The sequence below is a fragment of the Megasphaera sp. An286 genome (assembly GCF_002163455.1).
Lineage (GTDB): Bacteria > Bacillota > Negativicutes > Veillonellales > Megasphaeraceae > Megasphaera > Megasphaera stantonii.
This window is the reverse complement of the sequence record NZ_NFIY01000005.1, coordinates 31,551-52,404: the sequence shown is the minus strand read 5'-3', so window position 1 is coordinate 52,404 and position 20,854 is coordinate 31,551. Positions and strand designations below refer to the sequence as shown.

General features: G+C 52.0%; 16 protein-coding genes and 1 other annotated feature (1 of these 17 running past the window's edge). Of the genes, 13 read left to right on the top strand and 3 right to left on the bottom strand.

Features of this window, described 5'->3' with window-relative positions; translation table 11 throughout:
- Window positions 1–133, top strand: a binding site (T-box leader) (it extends 111 nt beyond the left edge of the window).
- 75 nt (window positions 134–208) lie between these two features.
- From B5F80_RS03760 to leuB, 4 genes are all read left to right on the top strand, one after another.
- Window positions 209–1,951, top strand: coding sequence for a 2-isopropylmalate synthase (locus tag B5F80_RS03760; protein ID WP_087477486.1), 1,743 nt, complete (start codon window positions 209–211; stop codon window positions 1,949–1,951).
- A 70-nt stretch (window positions 1,952–2,021) separates the two neighbouring features.
- Window positions 2,022–3,281, top strand: coding sequence for a 3-isopropylmalate dehydratase large subunit (leuC, locus tag B5F80_RS03755; RefSeq protein WP_087477485.1), 1,260 nt, complete (start codon window positions 2,022–2,024; stop codon window positions 3,279–3,281).
- A 1-nt stretch (window position 3,282) separates the two neighbouring features.
- On the top strand, window positions 3,283–3,771 hold the full coding sequence (locus B5F80_RS03750) for a 3-isopropylmalate dehydratase small subunit (protein ID WP_087477484.1): 489 nt from the start codon (window positions 3,283–3,285) through the stop codon (window positions 3,769–3,771).
- A gap of 2 nt (window positions 3,772–3,773) precedes the next feature.
- On the top strand, window positions 3,774–4,841 hold the full coding sequence (gene leuB, locus B5F80_RS03745) for a 3-isopropylmalate dehydrogenase (RefSeq protein ID WP_087477483.1): 1,068 nt from the start codon (window positions 3,774–3,776) through the stop codon (window positions 4,839–4,841).
- An 82-nt stretch (window positions 4,842–4,923) separates the two neighbouring features.
- Here leuB and B5F80_RS03740 read toward each other — a convergent pair whose 3' ends face one another.
- On the bottom strand, window positions 4,924–5,820 hold the full coding sequence (locus tag B5F80_RS03740; protein ID WP_239386298.1) for a LysR family transcriptional regulator: 897 nt from the start codon (window positions 5,818–5,820) through the stop codon (window positions 4,924–4,926).
- 110 nt (window positions 5,821–5,930) lie between these two features.
- Here B5F80_RS03740 and B5F80_RS03735 point away from each other — a divergent pair, with 110 nt between their 5' ends.
- The 9 genes from B5F80_RS03735 (at window position 5,931) to B5F80_RS11335 (ending at window position 19,753) form a co-directional block, all read left to right on the top strand.
- Complete coding sequence (locus B5F80_RS03735; RefSeq protein WP_087477482.1) at window positions 5,931–6,914, top strand: YeiH family protein; 984 nt, start codon at window positions 5,931–5,933, stop codon at window positions 6,912–6,914.
- Between the two features lie 213 nt (window positions 6,915–7,127).
- Window positions 7,128–7,604, top strand: coding sequence for a GNAT family N-acetyltransferase (locus B5F80_RS03730; RefSeq protein ID WP_198947416.1), 477 nt, complete (start codon window positions 7,128–7,130; stop codon window positions 7,602–7,604).
- A 79-nt stretch (window positions 7,605–7,683) separates the two neighbouring features.
- Window positions 7,684–8,829, top strand: a complete 1,146-nt coding sequence (locus B5F80_RS03725) for an aldo/keto reductase (protein ID WP_087477480.1) — start codon at window positions 7,684–7,686, stop codon at window positions 8,827–8,829.
- Window positions 8,830–8,881: 52 nt separating this feature from the next.
- Window positions 8,882–9,310, top strand: a complete 429-nt coding sequence (locus B5F80_RS03720; protein ID WP_087477479.1) for a C-GCAxxG-C-C family (seleno)protein — start codon at window positions 8,882–8,884, stop codon at window positions 9,308–9,310.
- Between the two features lie 222 nt (window positions 9,311–9,532).
- Window positions 9,533–11,185, top strand: a complete 1,653-nt coding sequence (locus B5F80_RS03715) for a ShlB/FhaC/HecB family hemolysin secretion/activation protein (RefSeq protein WP_087477478.1) — start codon at window positions 9,533–9,535, stop codon at window positions 11,183–11,185.
- A 597-nt stretch (window positions 11,186–11,782) separates the two neighbouring features.
- Window positions 11,783–18,502 carry a hypothetical protein gene (locus B5F80_RS03710; RefSeq protein ID WP_239386297.1) on the top strand — a complete coding sequence of 2,240 codons (6,720 nt, stop codon included), beginning with the start codon at window positions 11,783–11,785 and terminating at the stop codon, window positions 18,500–18,502.
- A 187-nt stretch (window positions 18,503–18,689) separates the two neighbouring features.
- Window positions 18,690–18,911: a hypothetical protein gene (locus B5F80_RS03705; RefSeq protein WP_087477476.1), complete on the top strand. Its 222-nt coding sequence runs from the start codon at window positions 18,690–18,692 to the stop codon at window positions 18,909–18,911.
- Window positions 18,883–19,170 carry a hypothetical protein gene (locus tag B5F80_RS11255; protein WP_158099952.1) on the top strand — a complete coding sequence of 96 codons (288 nt, stop codon included), beginning with the start codon at window positions 18,883–18,885 and terminating at the stop codon, window positions 19,168–19,170. Before B5F80_RS03705 ends, B5F80_RS11255 begins: the two co-directional genes overlap by 29 nt.
- Window positions 19,171–19,345: 175 nt before the next feature.
- A complete protein-coding gene (locus B5F80_RS11335; RefSeq protein ID WP_204246340.1) occupies window positions 19,346–19,753 on the top strand; it encodes a PD-(D/E)XK nuclease family transposase in 408 nt (135 codons plus the stop codon).
- A gap of 119 nt (window positions 19,754–19,872) precedes the next feature.
- Here B5F80_RS11335 and B5F80_RS03695 read toward each other — a convergent pair whose 3' ends face one another.
- On the bottom strand, window positions 19,873–20,103 hold the full coding sequence (locus B5F80_RS03695) for a hypothetical protein (RefSeq protein WP_087477474.1): 231 nt from the start codon (window positions 20,101–20,103) through the stop codon (window positions 19,873–19,875).
- A complete protein-coding gene (locus tag B5F80_RS03690) occupies window positions 20,100–20,825 on the bottom strand; it encodes a metallophosphoesterase (RefSeq protein WP_087477473.1) in 726 nt (241 codons plus the stop codon). The genes B5F80_RS03695 and B5F80_RS03690 overlap by 4 nt, the downstream gene beginning before the upstream one ends.
- Window positions 20,826–20,854: the final 29 nt, after the last annotated feature.

The window sequence follows — 20,854 nt, the reverse complement described above, 5'->3', positions numbered from 1 at the left end:
ATGACAGTAGGTGGAGCCGGGGCCTGGCCGTTAACAAACAGGAGGGTATCGACGATATGTCCGTACCTATAGAGAGCATGCCTTTGGGCATGAATGAGAGTGGTAACGCGTAAGGATATCTTTCGTCTCTTAACGAGGCGGAAGATTTTTTTATTTTGATTATGTTATATTTGCCGTATGTATTTCATGATCAAGGAGAGATGGAAGTATGAGAAACGTAGAACATTACAAAAAAGGGTATTACATGCCCCCTGTCGTCGATATGTCGTGGGCATACAAGGATTGCCCCGACAAGGCTCCCGTGTGGTGCAGCGTCGATTTGCGCGACGGCAACCAGGCCCTCATCATTCCTATGAGCCTTGATGAAAAAATCGAATTTTACAAGACCCTCGTAGCCATGGGCTTTAAGGAAATCGAAGTAGGCTTCCCGGCAGCGTCGGAAACGGAATACGAATTCCTGCGCTACCTCGTCGAACACGACATGATTCCTGATGACGTGACCGTCCAGGTACTGACACAGGCTCGCGAGCACATTATCCGCAAGACCTTCGAGGCCCTGCAGGGCGTCAAAAACGCCATCGTCCACGTCTACAACTCGACGTCCTTTGCCCAGCGGCAGCAGGTCTTCCGCATGTCCAAGGAAGAAATCAAGCAGATTGCCGTCGACGGCGCAAAATTGCTTCAGCGCCTGACAGACGAAGCCGGGGCCGACTACCGTTTCGAATATTCGCCGGAAAGCTTCACCGGCACCGAGCCGGAATACGCCCTGGAGGTATGCAACGCCGTTCTGGACGTATGGAAGCCCACGGCCGACCGCAAGGCCATCATCAACCTGCCGTCGACGGTGCAGATGTCCATGCCGCACGTTTTCGCCGCCCAGATTGCCTACATGTCGCAGAACCTGAAATACCGCGACAACGTCGTCTTGTCCGTCCATCCGCATAATGACCGCGGCACGGGCGTAGCCGACGCGGAAATGGCCCTCCTGGCCGGGGCGGACCGCGTCGAAGGGACATTGTTCGGCAACGGCGAACGGACGGGCAACGTCGATATCGTCACCGTCGCCATGAACATGTTCGCCTTGGGCGTCGACCCGCAGCTGGATTTTTCCAATATGCCCAAGCTCGTTGACACGTACGAACGGGTGACGCGCATGCATGTTCATCCCAGACAGCCCTACGCAGGCCAGCTGGTCTTTGCCGCCTTCTCCGGCTCCCATCAGGACGCCATCGCCAAGGGCATGCATTTCCGCGAAGAAGGAAACGAGCAGTACTGGACCTGTCCGTATCTGTATATCGATCCCCACGACGTGGGCCGTACCTACGACTCCGACGTCATCCGCATCAACAGCCAGTCCGGCAAGGGCGGCGTAGGCTTCATCATGGAGCAGAACTACGGCATCGACATGCCCAAGAAGATGCGCGAAGATTTCAGCTATTTCGTCAAGAGCGTATCGGATCACAAGCATCAGGAGCTCAAGCCGGCTGAAATCTATGACGTATTCGAGCAGAATTACTTGAACGTAGGCTGGCCCTTGAAGGTTGAAAATTTCTTCGTACAGAAATTCGGCGGCCAGTGGGTCGGCAAGATTTTAGTCAAGGCTGACGAAGAAGAGGTCATCCTGGAAGGGCGGGGCAACGGCCAGCTCAACGCCATCAGCAACGCCATCTGCGAGGCTTACGGAATCGAAATCGACAACCTCGTGTACAGCGAACACGATTTGGACCGCGGTTCCGACTCGCGCGGCATCGCCTACTTCGGCCTGACAGACAAGCAGGGCCGCACGACCTGGGGCGCCGGCGTCGATACGGATACGATGACCGCTTCGATTTTCGCCTTTATCACGGCAATCAACCGCATGGAAGGCATGGCCCAGCGCGTCCGCTTCCGCCACCTGACGTCCGATCCGGCGGCGGTCAGCGAATTCAAGGCTATTGCAGGACAACACTAAACCGACAACGCAGGGGTGCGCCGGCGACGGCGCGCCCAATATATTGATATCAGAGGAGGAATAGACTCACATGGGAATGACGATGACGCAGAAGATACTGGCAAAGCACGCCGGCCTTCCTTCTGTCAAAGCAGGAGATTTGATTACATGCAAGTTAGATATGGTACTGGCCAACGACATTACGGCGCCGCCGGCCATCGCCGAATTCAATAAAATCGGCCGGCCCGTTTTCGACAAGGATAAAATCGCCTTGGTACCGGACCACTTTACGCCGAACAAGGACATTAAATCGGCAGGTTTAGCGAAAATCGTCCGCGATTTTGCCAGGGAACACGAAATTACCCATTACTTTGAAGTGGGCCGCGTCGGCATCGAGCACGTCCTCTTGCCCGAACAGGGCATCGTAGGGCCGGGCATGCTGACCATCGGCGCTGATTCCCATACCTGTACGTACGGCGCATTAGGCGGCTTTGCCACAGGCGTCGGCTCAACTGATTTGGGCGTGGCCATGGCCACGGGCGAAGCGTGGTTCAAGGTGCCCGAAGCCATCAACGTCCACCTGACGGGACAAAAGCCCGATGACATTACGGGCAAGGACGTTATGCTGACTCTCATCGGTATGATCGGCGTTGACGGCGCGCTGTACAAATCGCTGGAATTCACCGGCGAAGGCGTGGCGGCCCTCACCATGACCGACCGCCTGACCATTGCCAACATGGCTATTGAAGCCGGTGCGAAGAACGGGATTTTCCCCGTCGACGAACAGACGATAGCCTACGAAAAAGGCCGCATCGCCTACGAATACGACGTCGTCACAGCAGACGAAGACGCCGAATACTGCCGGACCGTCGACATCAACCTGTCCGAACTGAAGCCTGTCGTAGCTTTCCCGCATCTGCCGGGCAATACGAAGGTCATCGGTACCTTCGGCGACATCGCCATCGATCAGGTCGTCATCGGCTCCTGCACGAACGGCCGTCTGGAAGATTTGGAAATCGCCGCGTCGATCCTGAAGGGACGCAAGGTTCATCCCCGCGTCCGCTGCATCGTCATCCCCGGCAGCCAGCAGGTCTACATGGACGCTATGAAGGCCGGCTATATCGAAACCTTCATTACGGCGGGCTGCGCCGTGTCTACGCCGACGTGCGGCCCCTGCCTGGGCGGCTACATGGGCATCCTCGCCGCCGGCGAAAAATGCGTGTCCACGACGAACCGCAATTTCCGCGGCCGCATGGGCCACGTCGACAGCGAAGTATATCTGGCAGGGCCGCAGGTCGCCGCTGCCAGCGCAATTCTCGGCAAGATAGCCGCACCGAAGGAGGTTCAGTAACATGAGTTTAGAAGGAAAGGTTTGGCGCTACGGCGACAACATAGATACGGACGTCATCATCCCGGCCCGGTATTTGAACAGCTTTGACCCGAAGGAATTGGCGTCGCACTGCATGGTGGACATTGACGAATCCTTTGCAGATAATGTCCGGGAAGGGGATATCATGGTCGGCGGCCACAACTTCGGCTGCGGCTCGTCGCGGGAACACGCGCCCATCGCCATTAAGGCCTCCGGCGTGCCCGTCGTCATCGCCGCCAGCTTCGCCCGCATTTTCTACCGCAACGCCATCAACGTCGGCCTGCCCGTACTGGAAATCGGCGACGACGTGGAGAAAATCAAGGCCGGCGACGTGCTGGACGTCGACTTGTCCACGGGGAAAATCGTCGATAAGACGACAGGAGACGTCTTCCAGGCGCCGCCCTTGCCGGGCTTTATCCAGGATATCGCCAAGGCCGGCGGATTAATCAACTATGTGAAGGAGTATAAATAAGCATGTCTAAGCATATCGTAGTCATTCCCGGCGATGGGATAGGCAAGGAAATTACCGACGCAGCCGTCAAGGTGCTGCAGAAAATAGACGACAAATTTCATATCGGTCTGACCTTTGAAACGAAGGACGCCGGCGGCACGGCTTATGATGCATGCGGCACGCCCCTGCCGGAAGATACGGTCGAAGCGGCGAAGAAGGCCGACGCCGTCCTTTTCGGAGCCGTCGGCGGCGACCAGTGGGACAACGTGGAGCCATCCCTTCGCCCCGAACGGGCCGTCCTGGGCCTGCGCAAGGCCTTGGGATTGTACGTCAACCTCCGTCCCGTCAAGGTATCTCCCGTATTGGCCGAGTATTCGCCCTTAAAACCTGAAATCGTCACCGGCACGGACATCGTCATCGTCCGCGAGCTCATCGGCGGCATTTACTTCGGCGACAAATGCGAATCGGAAATCCATAACGGCGTCGAACGAGCCTGGGACTTGGAAAACTACAGCGTGCCCGAAGTACAGCGCATTACGCGCTTTGCCATGGAAGCGGCGCGGAAACGGCGCGGCAAGGTCACGTCCGTCGATAAATCCAACGTCCTGGCTACGTCCCGCCTGTGGCGGCGCACCGTCGTAGACGTCGCCAAGGACTATCCCGACATCGTCCTGAATCATTACTACGTCGACAACTGCGCCATGCAGCTGGCCCTGAACCCGACGCAGTTCGACGTCATCGTCACGGGTAACCTCTTCGGCGACATCCTGAGCGACGAAGCAGCCGTATTGGGCGGCTCCATCGGCATGATGCCCTCGGCCTCCATCGGCGAGCTCACCAGCCTGTACGAGCCCATCCACGGCTCGGCGCCGGACATTGCCGGCCAGGGCATAGCCAATCCCTGCGCTACCATCCTGTCGGCAGCCATGCTCCTGCGCTATTCCTTAGACGAAGACGCCGCTGCCGCTGCTATCGAAGCCGCTGTCGACAAAGCCCTGGCCGACGGCTGGCGTACAGCCGACCTGTATAAAGAGGGCTTCAAAAAAGCAGATACCCATACGATGACCGACGTCGTATGTCAGTATATCTGATATATCATCCCCAGTAGACAAAAGGGAAACGACCTGTTCGCAGGCGTTTCCCTTTTGTTCTATATACCTTTATATGGGCTTTTTAAAACCACTGGTCGTGCTGCTGGCAGGCCTGAATGACGGCTTGCAGGGGCGGCGTGATGAATTTGTCCTTGTGGCGGACGACTTTGAAGATGCGCTTGAAGGCGACGCGGTCTACTGGCAGGAGGGCGAGGCGCCCGGCGGCGATGTCTTCGTCTACGAGGCGGCGCGACAGGATGGTAGCGCCCAGGCCGGCCATGACGACCTTTTTCAGGGCTTCCGTATTGTTGAACGAGCCGGCAATGTGCACGGCGGCGTGGTGCTGCTCCATGGTCTGGAGAAAGAGGTCCCGCGTGCCGCTTCCTTCCTCGCGCAGGTACATGGTCAAGCTGCACAGCTCTTGTACCGAAAGGGAGGTGCGCTGGGCCAGGGGACAGGACGGCGGCGCGACGACGACCAACTCGTCGACCATGAAGGGCGAAGACAATAAATAGGGCGACGAAATGTCCCCTTCGACCAGGGCCAGGTCGATGTCGTCGCGCAGGAGCATGTGTTCCAGCTCGCTCGTGTTGTGGATTTCCGACAAGATTTCCTGCGCAGGATGACGGCTTTTTAGCTGTTGGAGCAGCTCGACGAGGAATATTTCGCCGATAGTCACGCTGGCGCCGATGCGGACGGGAGCCGTGCGGCTGAAGGAGTGGAGGGCCTGTTCGGCCTGGGCTGTCAGCGACAAGATTTGCCGTCCATAGGCCAGGAGGCTCTGTCCGGCCGGCGTGATGTGCAGCCGCCGCCCCAGCCGCTCGAAGAGGCAGACCTCGTAGGCCTCTTCCAATTCCTTGATAGTTTGGCTGACTGAAGGCTGGGTCATGTGCAGCCGTTTGGCCGCGCCGGTCATGCTGTTTTCCTCGCAGACGGCGAGAAAGACGGACAGATGGCGCAGCGTCATAGACATATCCATAATGAATCACCTATTAAAACGATAAAATAATACAATTTTACATATACATAATACCATGATACACTTCTTTCATGACGTTTTCAAATACGATATGAAGGAAGTGTATCTGCATGAATGTATGGAAAGGCTTGGCCTTTACCCTCGTGTTTGCTGTTCCGGCCTATTTTCTGGGCCAGTATTTCCCCATCATCGGTGGGCCCGTATTCGGGATTCTGCTGGGGATGGTCTTCGCCTCTGTCCGGCGGCCTGCTGTGCTGGAAGAGGGTATTGCCTATACGGGCAAGAAGGTGCTCCAGTATTCGATTATTTTGCTCGGCTTTGAAATGAACTTATACCATGTGCTGGATACGGGAGCAAAATCGGTGTCGGTAATGGTATGCACCTTGGCAACGGCCTTTCTCGTAGCCATCGTCGTCGGCAAGCTTCTCCACCTGGAATTTAAGACGACGACCCTCATCGGCGCCGGCACGGCCATCTGCGGCGGTTCGGCTATCGCCGCCGTAGCGCCGGTCATCGAAGCCAAGGAAAAAGACGTGGCCTTTTCCATTTCGACGATTTTCCTGTTCAACATCGCTGCCGTCTTTATCTTTCCCTTTTTGGGCCACCTCATGGGCATGAGCGACGCCGGCTTCGGCATGTGGGCCGGCACGGCCATCAACGACACGTCGTCCGTCGTCGCCGCCGGCTATTCCTACAGCGACGCCGCCGGCAGCCTGGCGACCATTACGAAGCTGACCCGGGCTCTCATGATCGTGCCGGTCTGCCTGGTCATGGCGATTATCGTAGCCCGCCGCAAGCGCGACGCCGCCCAGGGCAGCACGTTCAGCTTGAAAAAAGTATTTCCGTACTTTATCGCATGGTTTGTCGTAGCCTCCGTCGTCAATACGATCGGTATCCTGCCGGCGGACGTATCTCATTTTCTGGGCCAGCTGGGGAAATTCATGATCATCGCAGCCATGGCGGCTATCGGTCTGCGCACCAACCTGCGCTCATTGCTTCGCAATGGCCTTCGTCCTATCCTGCTGGGCTTGGTCTGCTGGTTCAGCGTGTCTGTAGTCAGCCTCATCGTGCAGCATGCTGCTGGGCTGATTTAAGGTCTTAACGGCCTATCGTTATGAAAATCTGTCTTCTTGTCAGATAGCCTCTGCAAGGAGACAGATTTTTTGCGTTGCGGCAGCTTCCGATGTGAGCCTGGCCTTTGGCGATGCGCCGTTTGTATATTATATGTGAAACGCTACCGGTAGAAATCGGCAGATTTCTGTTATAATACAGGTATAGACCGAATGCCTGCAGGGGAGGGTATGGATATGAAGATTGTATTGGCATATGATAGACTGGACGATATACGGCAGCTGTTTTGCGAATATACGGCTATGCTGGTCGAGACAGACGAGACGGTGAAATCCTGTCTGGCAGCGCAGGGCTACGGCGATGAGCTGGACCATGTAGAGGAAAAATACGGCCTGCCCGACGGGCGGCTGTACGGCCTGTGCCGTGACGACGGGCAGCTCGCAGGCTGTGCGGCCATTCATCGTCTCGACGAAAGGTGCTGTGAGCTGAAGCGGCTGTATGTCCGGCCGGAATACAGGGGACAGGGACTCAGCCGGCTTCTCATGGAGCAATGTATCGGCGATGCCAGGCGGATTGGCTACCAGTACATGCGCCTGGACACCTTGCCGTTTATGACGGCGGCAATGAGCCTGTATAAAGAATATGGATTTTACGAAATCCCGCCGTACTATGACAATCCTATTCCGGCTATTTTCATGCAGAAGGACTTGTAAGAAACGGCTTGACTTAAAGTGGACTCTATATGCTATGCTTACAACATTAGGAAAGGATATAGTCAGGAGGTAGGATAGGATGAAATACAGAGTATTAGGACGGACAGGCCTTTCCGTCGGAGAAATCGGTTTTGGCTGTGAAGGCATGGTAGAGCATCCCGAATGGACAGAAGACTTTATCAATGTTATGGAAGAACAGGGGGCTAACTGCATCGACTTGTATGCGCCCCATCCGGCATTTCGCGACGCGTTGGGCAAGGCCTTGCAGGGGCGGCGAGACAAGTTCGTCTTGCAGGCTCATTTGTGCACGATTTGGAAGGATGGGCAGTATAAGCGGACCCGTGATATAGAAGATGTCAAAGCAGGCTTTGAAGACCAGCTGAAGCGGCTGAAGACGGATCATCTGGAAATCGGCATGGTTCATTACGTCGATTCCCTGTCGGATTGGCAGCGCATTCAGGAGGGAGACGTCATGGCATACGCCTTGGAGCTGAAAGCAGCCGGCGTCATCGGCAGCATCGGCCTGTCGAGCCATAACCCGCAGGCGGCCCTGGCAGCTGTTGAAAGCGGTCTCATTGACGTGCTTATGTTCAGCGTCAATCCCTGCTACGACCTGCAGCCCGGCAACGAAAACTTGGAGCTCCTGTGGGCTCCCGAAAGCTATGAAAAGCCCCTGCTCAATATGGACCCGCAGCGGCAACTGCTGTATGAAACGTGCCAGCGGCTGGGCGTAGGCATTACTGTCATGAAAGCCTTCGGCGGCGGAGACTTGCTCCGCGGCGATATTTCGCCGGCCGGAAAGGCGTTGACCCCGTTCCAGTGCATGAGCTATGCCTTGGACCGGCCGGCCGTGGCGTCTATTATGAACGGCGCGCGGACTGTAGAGGAAATGAAGCGGAATCTGGCCTATGAAGACGCGTCAGATGAAGAAAAAGACTATGCCGCGGCCTTGGCGTCCTTCCCGAACATCAGCTGGAAGGGCCAGTGCATGTATTGCGGCCACTGCGCACCCTGCCCTCAGGGGATTGACGTGGCGGCAGTGACAAAATTCCTCAACCTGTGCAAGGCTCAGGGCGATATTCCTGAAACGGTACGGGAGCATTACGCCGTACTGCCTCATACGGCATCGGAATGCATCCAGTGCGGCGCCTGTGAAACGCGATGTCCCTTTGCCGTCGATATTCGGCAGAATATGGCCGACGCGGCGGCCTTGTTTGGCAAGTAATCGTCCTTCATGGTATAATGAACCCTGATTATACCATAGGAGGGGTTATGAATTGGAAAGTGTATACAAGCTTGCCGAAAAATATCATTTAGAAGGAAATAACTGTGTCGAATCGGTCGTCAAGGCCTGCAATGACAGCATGAATCTGAATCTTCCCGACGTGGCCATCCGCATGGCCTGCGGCTTAGGCGGCGGTATCGGCCGCTCAGGCTGCGTATGCGGCGCACTGAGCGGTTCCTGTCTGATTATCAGCTCTCTGGTCGGCCGTCTCGACCCGTCGGAAAAGGAATTGCCCGAAGTATATCAATATACCCATGAATTTCACGACCGCTTTAAGGCTCATTTCGGCACGACGTGCTGCCGCGCTCTCAACCGCCTGAGCTTCGGTACGCCGGAATACCGCAAGCAGTGCATCCGCATTACGGCGACGGCTGCCGATATGGTGTCGGATTTTATTGAAGAAAAGGGCCTGCTGAAATAAAAGAGAAAAAATACTAATATAGTGAGCGTAGTTTCTTCAGAAGCTGCGCTCTTTTTTTATAGTATTTCCGCTGGCTGGTAAATATACGAAAGTATATTTATGTGTATTAGAGATGGGAATTTTTCATAGGGGATATTGCCAAATAATGGGGTGGTGATATATTATATATCTGTAATTATTTATTAATGATCATATTTTATATGGTATTAGAGGGGTGTATTTATGACAAAAACTCTTCATTTGACGATTGTCTTAGGACTGCTGATGAGTTGTTCGGCTTGGGCCCAGTCGCCAATTCCGACGTTTGATAAAGAAGCAGTGACGACCCATCCATATTATCGGACGGGCCGGCAGGACGTTGTCGTAGATCAAGCTGTGCCGGACGGCTATCAGCCCGGTAATACCGGTACAGAAGAAGTGCCGGCTTTTTATGTGCGGAAAATTACTCTGACAGGATTTATTCTGCCTGATAAGCAAGGGCAGTTGCAAGAAATATTACAGGCATATAGCAACCGCAGCGTAAAGGTATCGGAGCTGCAGAAGCTGACCGATGAGATTACGGCTTACGCGAAAAACAACGGCTATACCGTAGCGCAGGCCGTCGTGCCGCCGCAGGAGATCGCTGACGGCAGCTTGGAGATTAAAGTATATGTAGCGAAATACGATGAAATCCGCGTGACCCAGAACACGTCCGACGTGGCAGATTCCGTTCTCGAGGGATATCTGCACAAGCTCAAGGCCGGCGACGTTATGACCGACCGCAATCTGGAACTAGCCATGAACAACCTCAACGATCTGCCCGGCGTGACGGCCCGCGCCGTTCTCCGTCCCGGAAAAGAAGCAGGGACGACGGCTGTCGACGTACAGGTACAAGACCGGCCGGTGTGGAACAACTATGTCTTTGTTGATAATGGGGGTGGCTACTATTCAGGCCGCTACCGTTACGGCTTCAACACGGAAATCAACAACCTCAGCCATAACGGCGACAAGATTACCCTGAGCGGCATGCTGTCCAGCCATGACGTCAAGAGCTACAGCGTCCGCTATGAAACGCCTGTAGGCTACGACGGCACGCGCGTCGGCATCGCTTACAGCCAGAGCATGTACGAGCTCCATACGAATGATTTTTACAATTCCTTGGGCAAATCGAGAGGCATCAGCATCTACGGCATGACGCCTTTGTACCGCGACCGCATGAACCGCCTGACGGCTATCTACGGCTACGATCGCCGCCGCATCGAAGACCGGTTAAATTTCAATAACTGGTTTAATGCGCCCGAATATAAGACGGAAAAAGACGCCGACGTATGGCATGTCGGCATCAGCGGCAGTCAGTATTATCCCAATGAGTTCACTCAGTACGACCTGATTTACTGGTACGGCGATATTCAGAGCGATGGCGACGGAGCCGGCGCATACTACGACGGAGCCTATCACAAGCTGACGGGCAGCGTCCTAAAGATATGGTACGACGGCCTGTGGAACTACCGCGTCCGCTTCCAGGGGCAACTGGCGAACCGCGCTTTGGACGGCAGCGAGCAGTTCTACCTCGGCGGGATTAACGGCGTCCGGGCCTACGGGAACGGCGAAGGCTACGGCGACGCCGGCTGGCTTGGCAGTGCCGAAATTCGCCGCCAGACAGGCATCGAAGGATTAGAAGCTGCGGCCTTTATTGATGCTGGCTATGTCAACAATAAAGCAAACGATTTTGCCACGGAGCACCTGTACGGCTGGGGCTTGGGCCTGCGCTACAGCCTGCCTAACGATTGGCACGCTCAGCTCGACTGGGCCCGCAAAATCGACGGCCGCCGCGACCTGTCCGAGCCGACGGACCACGACGACCGCATTTGGTTCCAACTCTATAAGATGTTTTAACCAATACCATAGACCAACGATGGAGGAATATACATGAGTAAACATGAGAAATATACACGATTAAAACGGCAAATCGGCCTGTGCCTCGCCATGGGGGTGGCTTTATTTTCTGCTGCGCCGATGGCTTTTGCGGCGACGTCTGTCGTGGCGAATAATCAGTTGCCGACAGGCGGTACGCCGATGCATGATACTACTACTATAACGCCTAAATTACCCGCTGGAAGTACTATGCCGCAAAATCCGGTAATGGACATAACGCAGACGGTACAAAATGAAGTCATAAAGTGGCATGACTTTAGTATCGGTGGAAGTGCTACTGTTAACTTTAAAGGCCCAGACAGACATAATACGCTGAATTATGTGGTTGGTACCGGGAATATATCTCAAATTTACGGTACAATTAACGCCAATAATAACGGTAATATTTATATCGTAAACCCGGCAGGCGTACAAATCGGCAACAGTGCCCAGATCAACGTGGGCAGTTTGTATGTGTCGACAAATACGTTGGATGACAATGTATTGAATAATTTTTATCAATCCGCTGGGAATCCAGGTTTCAAATTAGGTGGTAAGCCTAATATAGATGCCGAACTCATGAGTCTTGGCAATATCAATGCGAATAATGTCACCTTTGAAGGCGACGGCCGTATTGTCATCGATACGGAACGGCTGAAAGACACCAGCGGCCATGACAAATTGACGGCTGATAAGATTATTGTAAATACTGGTGATACCGGCAAATTAATCGTAGGCTACGACGCTTATGATAAAACAAATGGAAGCTATGCTGGCAAAAACAACACTGACGCTATTGCCATAGTCAATGGTAAAGGCTTTACGAAAGCGAACGGCTATATGTGGGTCGAAGACGTAGACCAACTCCAAGCTATCGATACGAACCTCGGCGGTAACTACGCCCTGCGCAACTCTATCGACGCGACGGGAACGGCAAGTGGAACTGGCTTTAAGCCTATTGGATTAGATATCAATGGCAAAGTCAGCGTTGAAAATGGAAAATACGGTTTTTATGGGAAATTCGACGGCATCGATTACAATATTTTTGGCTTGACCATTAATCAGTCTGATAAAGTGAATGTCGGTTTATTCGGCGTTGCTCATGATGCGACTATCAACAATGTTACCTTAGTCGGCGGCTCCATTACCGGCGGCAGTTTCGTCGGCAGCGTCGTCGGCGCGGCTATCGGGAATACCCATATCAGTAATGCGACGAACAGCGCTGCCGTAACCGGGAACATGGACGTCGGCGGCATCGTCGGGTATACAGGTGATGAAATAGATAATGTTGGTGATTCAGGTGTTTCGGAATCAGTAACAACAGATGCAATTTTTGAAAACTTGATCAATACGGGGACGATTACAAGCAACGGTAGCAGTGATGGCAAGGGCGGTACTGTCAGCAACGTCGGCGGCCTTATCGGGAATATGTATAATGGTACATTGCAGGGCAACAGCTATAACCTCGGCAACGTATCTGGTGACGGCTATAACGTCGGCGGTTTAGTAGGCTATGCGCAAAAATCCACGATTGGCAATGAAACATCGAAAGATAAAACCAAGGAAACAGAAATTGTCTATAACGTCTTAGATGTTACGGGTGCCTATAACGTCGGCGGCATCGTCGGCAATATGGAAAACAGCACGGTTCAAAATGCCGAAAACAGAGGCAACGTAACGGCTACGGGTTCTACTATAGAACCGTATAAATATCATAAAGGTCAGGTTGATGATCCGACAATAAAGGATAATCAGAATAAAGAAGTAAATTCAATTGAGGCTCAGGAAAATGTACAAGTTGCTAATGTCGGGGGGATTGTTGGCAACAGCCTTAATGGTACTATTAACGACGTACTTAACGAGGGAGACATATCAACAGTTCAAAACACTATAAATAATGACACATATTACATTGCAGGAAACGTCGGCGGCGTAGTCGGCAGGGCGGAAGATACGAATATCACCAATGCCACGAATAAGGAAGCCAATATCCGCGGTGCGCATAATGTAGGCGGTATTGCCGGTTATTTCGGCAACAGTGATACTACTACTGAGCCGTCGTATACAGTAACGAACGGAATAAACAACGGCGGCGATATCCTGGCTACGAGTGCTAGAGATGCATTAGGTAATGTAGTAAAAGAATTAGTCAGAGGGGATAGCAATAAAGAAAACTTTAATATAGGTAATATGGGCGGTATAGTCGGTTATATGTACGGCGATAAGACGCATATTACAGGTTCCGCAAACAGAGGTACAGTTCATAGTGCCGATATAGAAGACTTTAGAGATATAAAAGACAGTAGTAAAGCAGCAAATGTAGGCGGCATCGTCGGCAAAATTGACCGAAGCAAAACGAATGACTTAAGTAATATAAAAAAAACAGATGATGAAGGCAGGGAAGTATTAATTACAGAAAACATAGCCGTAAGCAACTCATATAATACGGGAGACGTAAAAGGTTTTACGGGTATCGGCGGCGTTGTCGGCATGATGTATAACGGTGAAGTAGCAGGTTCATATAATCTGGGGGCGATTGAATCTACGCGAATTGCAAATGATGGTGATAATAATAATATAGACCCGCTCAATATGGGTGGTGTTATCGGTGACGCAACCGAACGTGCCGGTGCTAGTGCGCTGATATATGACGTTTACAATAAAGGTCAAATAGGTCGAGCCGATTTTGAAACGTACGGTCGCCATGTTGGCGGCGTTGTCGGTCGGCTGTCCGGTAATATAGAAAAGGCGTATAATAATGGAGCTATTTATAATGGTTATACTACTACCGGCGGTATAGCCGGCTGGTGGGTTGACGGCAGTATTACTAACGTATTTAACACAGGTAATATTACGGTTTATGATAAAAGTACGAATACTGGTACAACTTCTCAAGTCGGAGGTATTGCCGGGGCTGTGGAACTTGGAACGAGGACTGAACTGAGGAATGCTTATAATTTAGGCACGATCAGGAGTATTAAAGCAGGGAATACAGAGAATTCTTTAGGAGGTATAATAGGTGATATACGGGATTTTTATGAGCAGGGTAAGGGCAATTTAAATATAGAAAATGTTTATACAATGGGGAACTTATATGTTGATAGTGGTAATATAGGTAGCATTATTGGAAAGAATGATTATGCCAGCAAAGTTACTAAAACAAATACCTATTATATCAAACCGGAAAATGGCAGCGGCTTTAAAGACCTTAGCGATGTGAACAAGGACGATTACAATAAGGCGATTGAATATGATAAGAGGACTAATCAGGAGGAATATAAATATCAAGATGATTCGTTAAGTTTTTCTAATCAAGAAGGCAATAGTATAAATGGTAATGGAGACTGGCGTATTTATGAGGGTAGAACAACACCGATTTTAAATGCGTTTATTCCCAATACGGAAAAGTATTTCTCTACACATACAAATAATGATGAAAATAACATATCCTCTATTCAGTATGGCACGGCATATGACCCGTTGTTGACAATAGTCAATGCAAAAGGCGATGTACAATTTGACTGGCAGGAATTAGGGATGAGCGGCGATGCTGGTCTGGCCGTGTATGATGGCGGTCTTACGCTTAATAATTTTGCTAACCTTGGCGGAACGGGATTTTTCGGCGGGATCATCTATACGGACAAAGCGTTGAATATCAACGGCAACACGGATATCCGATTCGGTAGCAGTTCGCAGATTTACGGCTCGTCTGTCAATATTAGCACGACTGGCGGCGACATTGAAGGTTATGGCAATATCATCGCGACAGGGAACCAACAGGACAGTGGTAATCAGGATCTAGGAGATATTTCTCTTAGTGGTAATAATATTAATATTTACGGAACGTTGCAGTCTTCCCAAAAAGGCGATGCGACGACTATCGCGGGGATTGAAAATAAAGCCCATAAACATTCGGACATACAAAGTACAGATAAGCCAGACGATATTAAAAGGCAGGACAAAGATATGGTTGCCGTTGAAGACAGATACGCTCATAAGGTTACATCAAGTGTAAACGGCAATATCACCATAACAGCAAATAACGGTGACGCCAACATTTATTACGGCAACGAAGGAAAAGGCATCGTCGACACGGCAGGCGATCTAACTGTCAATGCTGAAAACGGCAATGTATATATCGACAGCGACATGGTAATAGGCGGTGATTTGAATGCAAAAGCCAACGATGAAATCGTAGTCGATATATCCAATGTTGGCAAAGTCGACGATTCGCAGACGGTACATGATTTTCTGCACGGTTTTTCAGGTAGAGATGGCGATAAGTTTAATCTCATCAGTAATACGGATAATGCAAAGATTACCGTTGATTTATGGGATAGCGAAAATGGTCAATATGATTTCAGAAAATATGATTATGACGGTCATGTATTAACAAATGAATTTAACGGCTTAAATGTAACGACAAAAGACCATGTACAAGATATTGTTTATATCTGGGTAGCCGACGGCGAACAGATGAAAGCAATCCAAGACGCTGTTAAAAATAATGATAAAGCCCTCGGCTACAATTACGCTCTTATGGGCGACATCAACGCTAGCGGCATAGAAGATTACGTAGCCATCGGCACGGGAAGTGCTGGTTTTACAGGTACTTTTGACGGCCGCGGCAACCGCATTATCGGTTTGAACGTTGAATCTGGCAACGCCGGCATTTTTGATACAGTTGGAGAATACGGCACGGTGAAAGACGTCAATATTTACAGCGGCAACTTTACTGGCAATAATAATGCCGGAGCCGTTGCCGGCGTCAACGAAGGCCGTATTGAAGACGTCGTAACCTTTGGCAATACCGTAAAATCTAATGGTAACGCAGGCGGTATAGTTGGTGAAAATGCTAGCGGTACGTTTAAGCCGAATGAAAAGGGTGACGATGAACTGATCGATGGCATTTATGATGTTGAAAGCACGGGCAGCGTTATTGCCGGCAGCAGTGATGCTGTCGCCGGCGGCCTCGTCGGTACGAATACGGGTGGCCTTGCCAACAGCTTCAGCGACAGCGCCGTAACCGTTCAGAGTAGTGTGAAATTAAGTGATACTGCTTTGGGTGGCGTCGTCGGCAGTAATACAGGAAATGTGCAGTTTGTTGACAGTCTCGGTGTGACCAATGGCGCTAACAGTAGCCAAGTCGGCGGCATTATCGGTATCAATAAAGGCAATATGTACAGCGGCTACAACGAAAGCATCGTCAGCGGCCAGGACGATGTCGGCGGCATCATCGGCGTAAATGGAGATGCGAATACTGTTGAAAATGTCGTCAATGCTACGAGCGTAGACGGCAACAACTACGTCGGCGGCCTCGTCGGCTCTAACGGTGGCAGCGTGACCAACGGCCGAAACAACGGCGAAATTAATGGCCACGACTACGTTGGCGGCCTTGTCGGCAGCAATGCCAGCGCAGATTCTGTTTTGACCAATCTCGTCAACGACAGCTCCGCGTCCATTACGGGCGAAAATTTCGTCGGCGGCATTGCCGGGACGAACGCCGGCAAGATTACGGCTGCTAACCAGGAAACGCTGATCAACCGCGGCGATATTACGGGACAAAACTACGTCGGCGGCGTGGCCGGTGAAAATGTCGGCACTATCGAATACGTCAAAAACGACGTTACTCTTCATGTAGCCGATAAAAACAACGATGCCCAGTTTTTCGGCGGTGTTGCCGGTATCAACGGCCGTGTAAATGATCCTAGTACTCCTGAGAATGAAGCAGTAACAGGGACGATTACTAACGCGACGAACCGCGGCGACGTCATTGCTGAAAACGCTGATTACGTTGGCGGTATTGTCGGCTGGAATACGGCAAACGGCGACCTTACGGGCATGGGCAACAGCAATGAAGGCCGTGTCGAAGGGAACACCTACGTCGGCGGCGTAGCCGGCTTAAATGATGCGGCGATTACGGGGACGGCTGAAGAAATGGTCGGCATTACCAACTCCGGCGTCGTCATCGCCCATGGCGGCGGAGCCGGTGGCATCTTCGGCGTCAATGCAGGAAAAATCGAATATGCCCACATTTCCAATACAGGCATCGTTTCCGGCACAGATTCTAAGGACAGCGCTACTGCCGGTACAGGCGGCCTGATCGGCGTCAACAACGGCGAAATCATCCATTCCAGCTTGACGAACGAACTTTCCGGCCAGGTCATGGGCACGCAGAACGTCGGCGGCCTCATCGGCATCAACAGAGGTAACGTCAGCGGCGGCCGCGACGCAGCAGACAGCTACTATACGTATCAGGTCTACAACAACGGCGTCGTCAATGCCGGAAGGTGGACAGATAAGGACGGCGACGGCATCGTCGACGCCGACGAATTTACGGCGGCTCCTGGGGAGAACATTGGCGGCCTCGTCGGCGAAAACGGTGGCGTGATCACGGCAGCGTATAACACGGGCGTTGTCAACGGCAATGGCAGCACGGCCGTAGGCGGCATTGCCGGCACGAATACAGGTACGATCGACCAAGTATTCAGCACGATCTTCGACGCCAACGGTAAGGCCGGCAGCGTTTCCGGCGGTTACGGCAGTTCTCAAGTCGGCGGCCTCGTCGGCGCGAACAGCGGCACTTTGAGCAACGCCTACAATACGAGCGTCGTTTCCGGCACTAGCGACGTAGGCACACTCGTAGGTGTGAACAGCGGCCGGGGCTATGTAACAAATGCCTATACGACTGTTAGCGGCTCTGTCGGCAGCGGCTCTGTCGGCAGCGGCTCTGGCTCTAGTTATGAACACGTATACAGCGTTGACGGAAGCGATACGTGGAAAGACCACGGCGAATACGACGGCTTTGACTTCGATACGGACGGAAGCGGCATCTGGAAGAACTACGACGGCTACGGCAACCCCTTGCTGAAAGTATTCTTGACGAAGGTCACGTATGATCCCAATGCGGGCGCATTGGGCTTCCCCTACACGGGTTCGGACATCGTCCCCGACGTTGACCAGCTCATTCACGACGGCTTCCTGACGGCGCCGGACGATTTTAAGGCTCATTGGAATGCGATCGGCCGCTTGATCTTCAACGACAACGTCCCGGCAGTCGATGTCGGCACGTATTGGGAATACTTGTGGTCCAAGCAGATTGCTTTCGGCAACGACTCGCCGAACTGGCTCGGCTACGACTTGCAGCCCATCTCGTATGAAATCGTTCCTCGTCCAGACGGACAACAAAGCGGCGAAAACTGGTCCTTCCTGTATAAGGACGCGCCATTCGACCGCAATCGCGATTTCCGCGAACGCAAAGCGGAAATCAACTTCGCCGACGGCGGCATGGAACTCTAATTTCATATGGAAGTACAAACAGACGCTCGCAGTGCGGGCGTCTTGTTTGTAGTACGTAGATATATGTTTGGTTATATTATTTTAGCACTGGCAAATATGATAAAATGCTGTATAATACAATTATAAAATATAGGGGCATAAAATAAGGGAATTTATGACCCTATCATATGAAACAGGAGGTAGCCATATGGCAAAAACATTCAATATGAAAATGAAAGCATTATTTGCTATGATCATGTGCGGCCTCTCGACATTTTCTCTTTTTCCGCAAACGGATTATTCAAAAGGGATGCATGAAGATGCACAGTCTATTACCAATGACAGTTGGCATAAGACCGGACAAATATTATGGAATGTCATAGGAGAGGCAGGAGGAAAGATTGAGCAAAAAAGAAACGGAAATTCATAAGCACCCCATTTCAAATCATTCCATTCCAGAAGAGACAGTGAATGGAAAAACAACAGAACATCCATCTGGAGTTTCTGTTGTTCATCAAGAATCGTATCAAGGGCCGATTCCTCCGCCAGCAATGTTAGAACAATACAAGCTGATTTATACGCAAGCACCAGAAATTATATTGCGGGAATTTGAGGAAAACTCTAAGCATATTCGTCAGCGAGAAATATTAGAAATACAAGGGAACATAGATAGAGATAAACGTGGTTAATGGATGGCATTTGTGATATGTATAGCTGTTCTTTTAATCGTATTGTATAGTTTGTACCTAGGAAATATTACGTTTGCAGGATTAAGTGGATTAGGTTTTATTGCATTAATGGTTAAGGGATTTTTTAAGAGGTAATATATGCATTTAGTAAAACAGGCGCTCGCGCTGCGGGCGTCTGTTTTTCAAAAAATGCTGCTTAGGAAAATGGACGGCCTATTTTTCCAATTGCAGCGCCGAAGAAACGGAGGAATTAGCCATGAGCGACCCGGTTATGAAGGAAGTCGTCAACGCCGAAATGGCTTTTACAGAAGACGAAATCATGCGGCGGCAGTACGCACAGCGGGAGAAAGCCCTGCGGGATTATCGCAGCGACATGGCCGAGGCCCGACGAGAAGGAGAGCAGAAGGGAAGACGTGAGGGAGAGCAAAAAGGAAGACGTGAAGGGGAACAGAAAGGGCGACGTGAAGAAAAAGTTTCTATTGCTGTCAATATGCTGCGGCTGGGTATAGATGTGTCTCACATTACCGCGGCAACGGGCTTGTCTATAGCCGATGTCGAGCTGCTGAAGGCGAAATTGACTTGACACAGGCGTTGTTGTCAGCAGCGATGCCGACAGCTGTGGAAGAAAGTTTTGTAACATACGAAAACCCAGCGTCATGAAAGGTGTATGCGCTTCATGACGCTGGGTTTATATTTTTTGTATTAAAACGACCGCCTTCCCAAGGTGGGATGGGCGCATGATTTTAGGGTCAGGTGGTCGACGAGATAGCCTGCTTCTTCCAGAGTGACGTCTTCCTTTGTGCCGTCGTGTTCGAAGACGCAAAGGGGATTGTCTGCGCCGACTTCGCCGCCGGGCAGGTAGATGTACTCTCCTGTTTCGGCGTCGCCGAAGATGATGCCGGCCAGGAGGTGTTTTTGGGCGATTTGGCTCATATTCCTTCCTCCTCGTCAAAGGTGATTTCCAGGAGCTTGCAGTCCCGATAGTCTGCCGATACAAGGTGGAGCAGGGTGCCGTTGTAGCGGCGGGGGAACATCGTATTGGGCTGCATGCCGTGGAGATGGCCGAAGATGCACAGGGGTACCTTGTATTTTTCCAGGAGCTCCGTAAAGCCGCTGGGCTTGGTCAGGTCGCAGACCGGCGGGTAGTGGAGGAGCAGGATGGTGTGCTTGCAGCCTAGCTTTTCCGCTTCCTGCAGGGTGCGCTCGACGCGCAGGAGCTCGCGGCGGTAGGGCTTGGCGTCCCGTTCTTCCTTGTAGTGGATGTCGCCGGGGCAGACCCAGCCGTGGGTGCCGCAGACGGCGATGCGCCCTTCGTCGAGGGTGACTGTCGTGCCGTAGAGGTACTGCATGTTGTTCTCGGCGTCCATGCGGTTGAGCTTGCCGGCGCTTTCCCACCAGAAGTCGTGGTTGCCGCGGATGATGAGCTTCCGGCCCGGCAAGGCTCGGATTTCGTCCAGGTCTTCTTGGGCGTCCTTGAGGTGCATGGCCCACGACGTGTCGCCGGCGATGAGTACGGTGTCGTCGTCGGTGACGCGGCTGTTCCAGTCTTCCTGGATACGGCTCCAGTGGTCTTTCCAGCGGGGGCCGAATATTTCCATTGGCTTTTTAGGCGGATGGCCTGATAAGTGTAAGTCTCCGATTGCAAATAAACGCATGTATCTTTCCTTTCTATAGGGGATTGGTG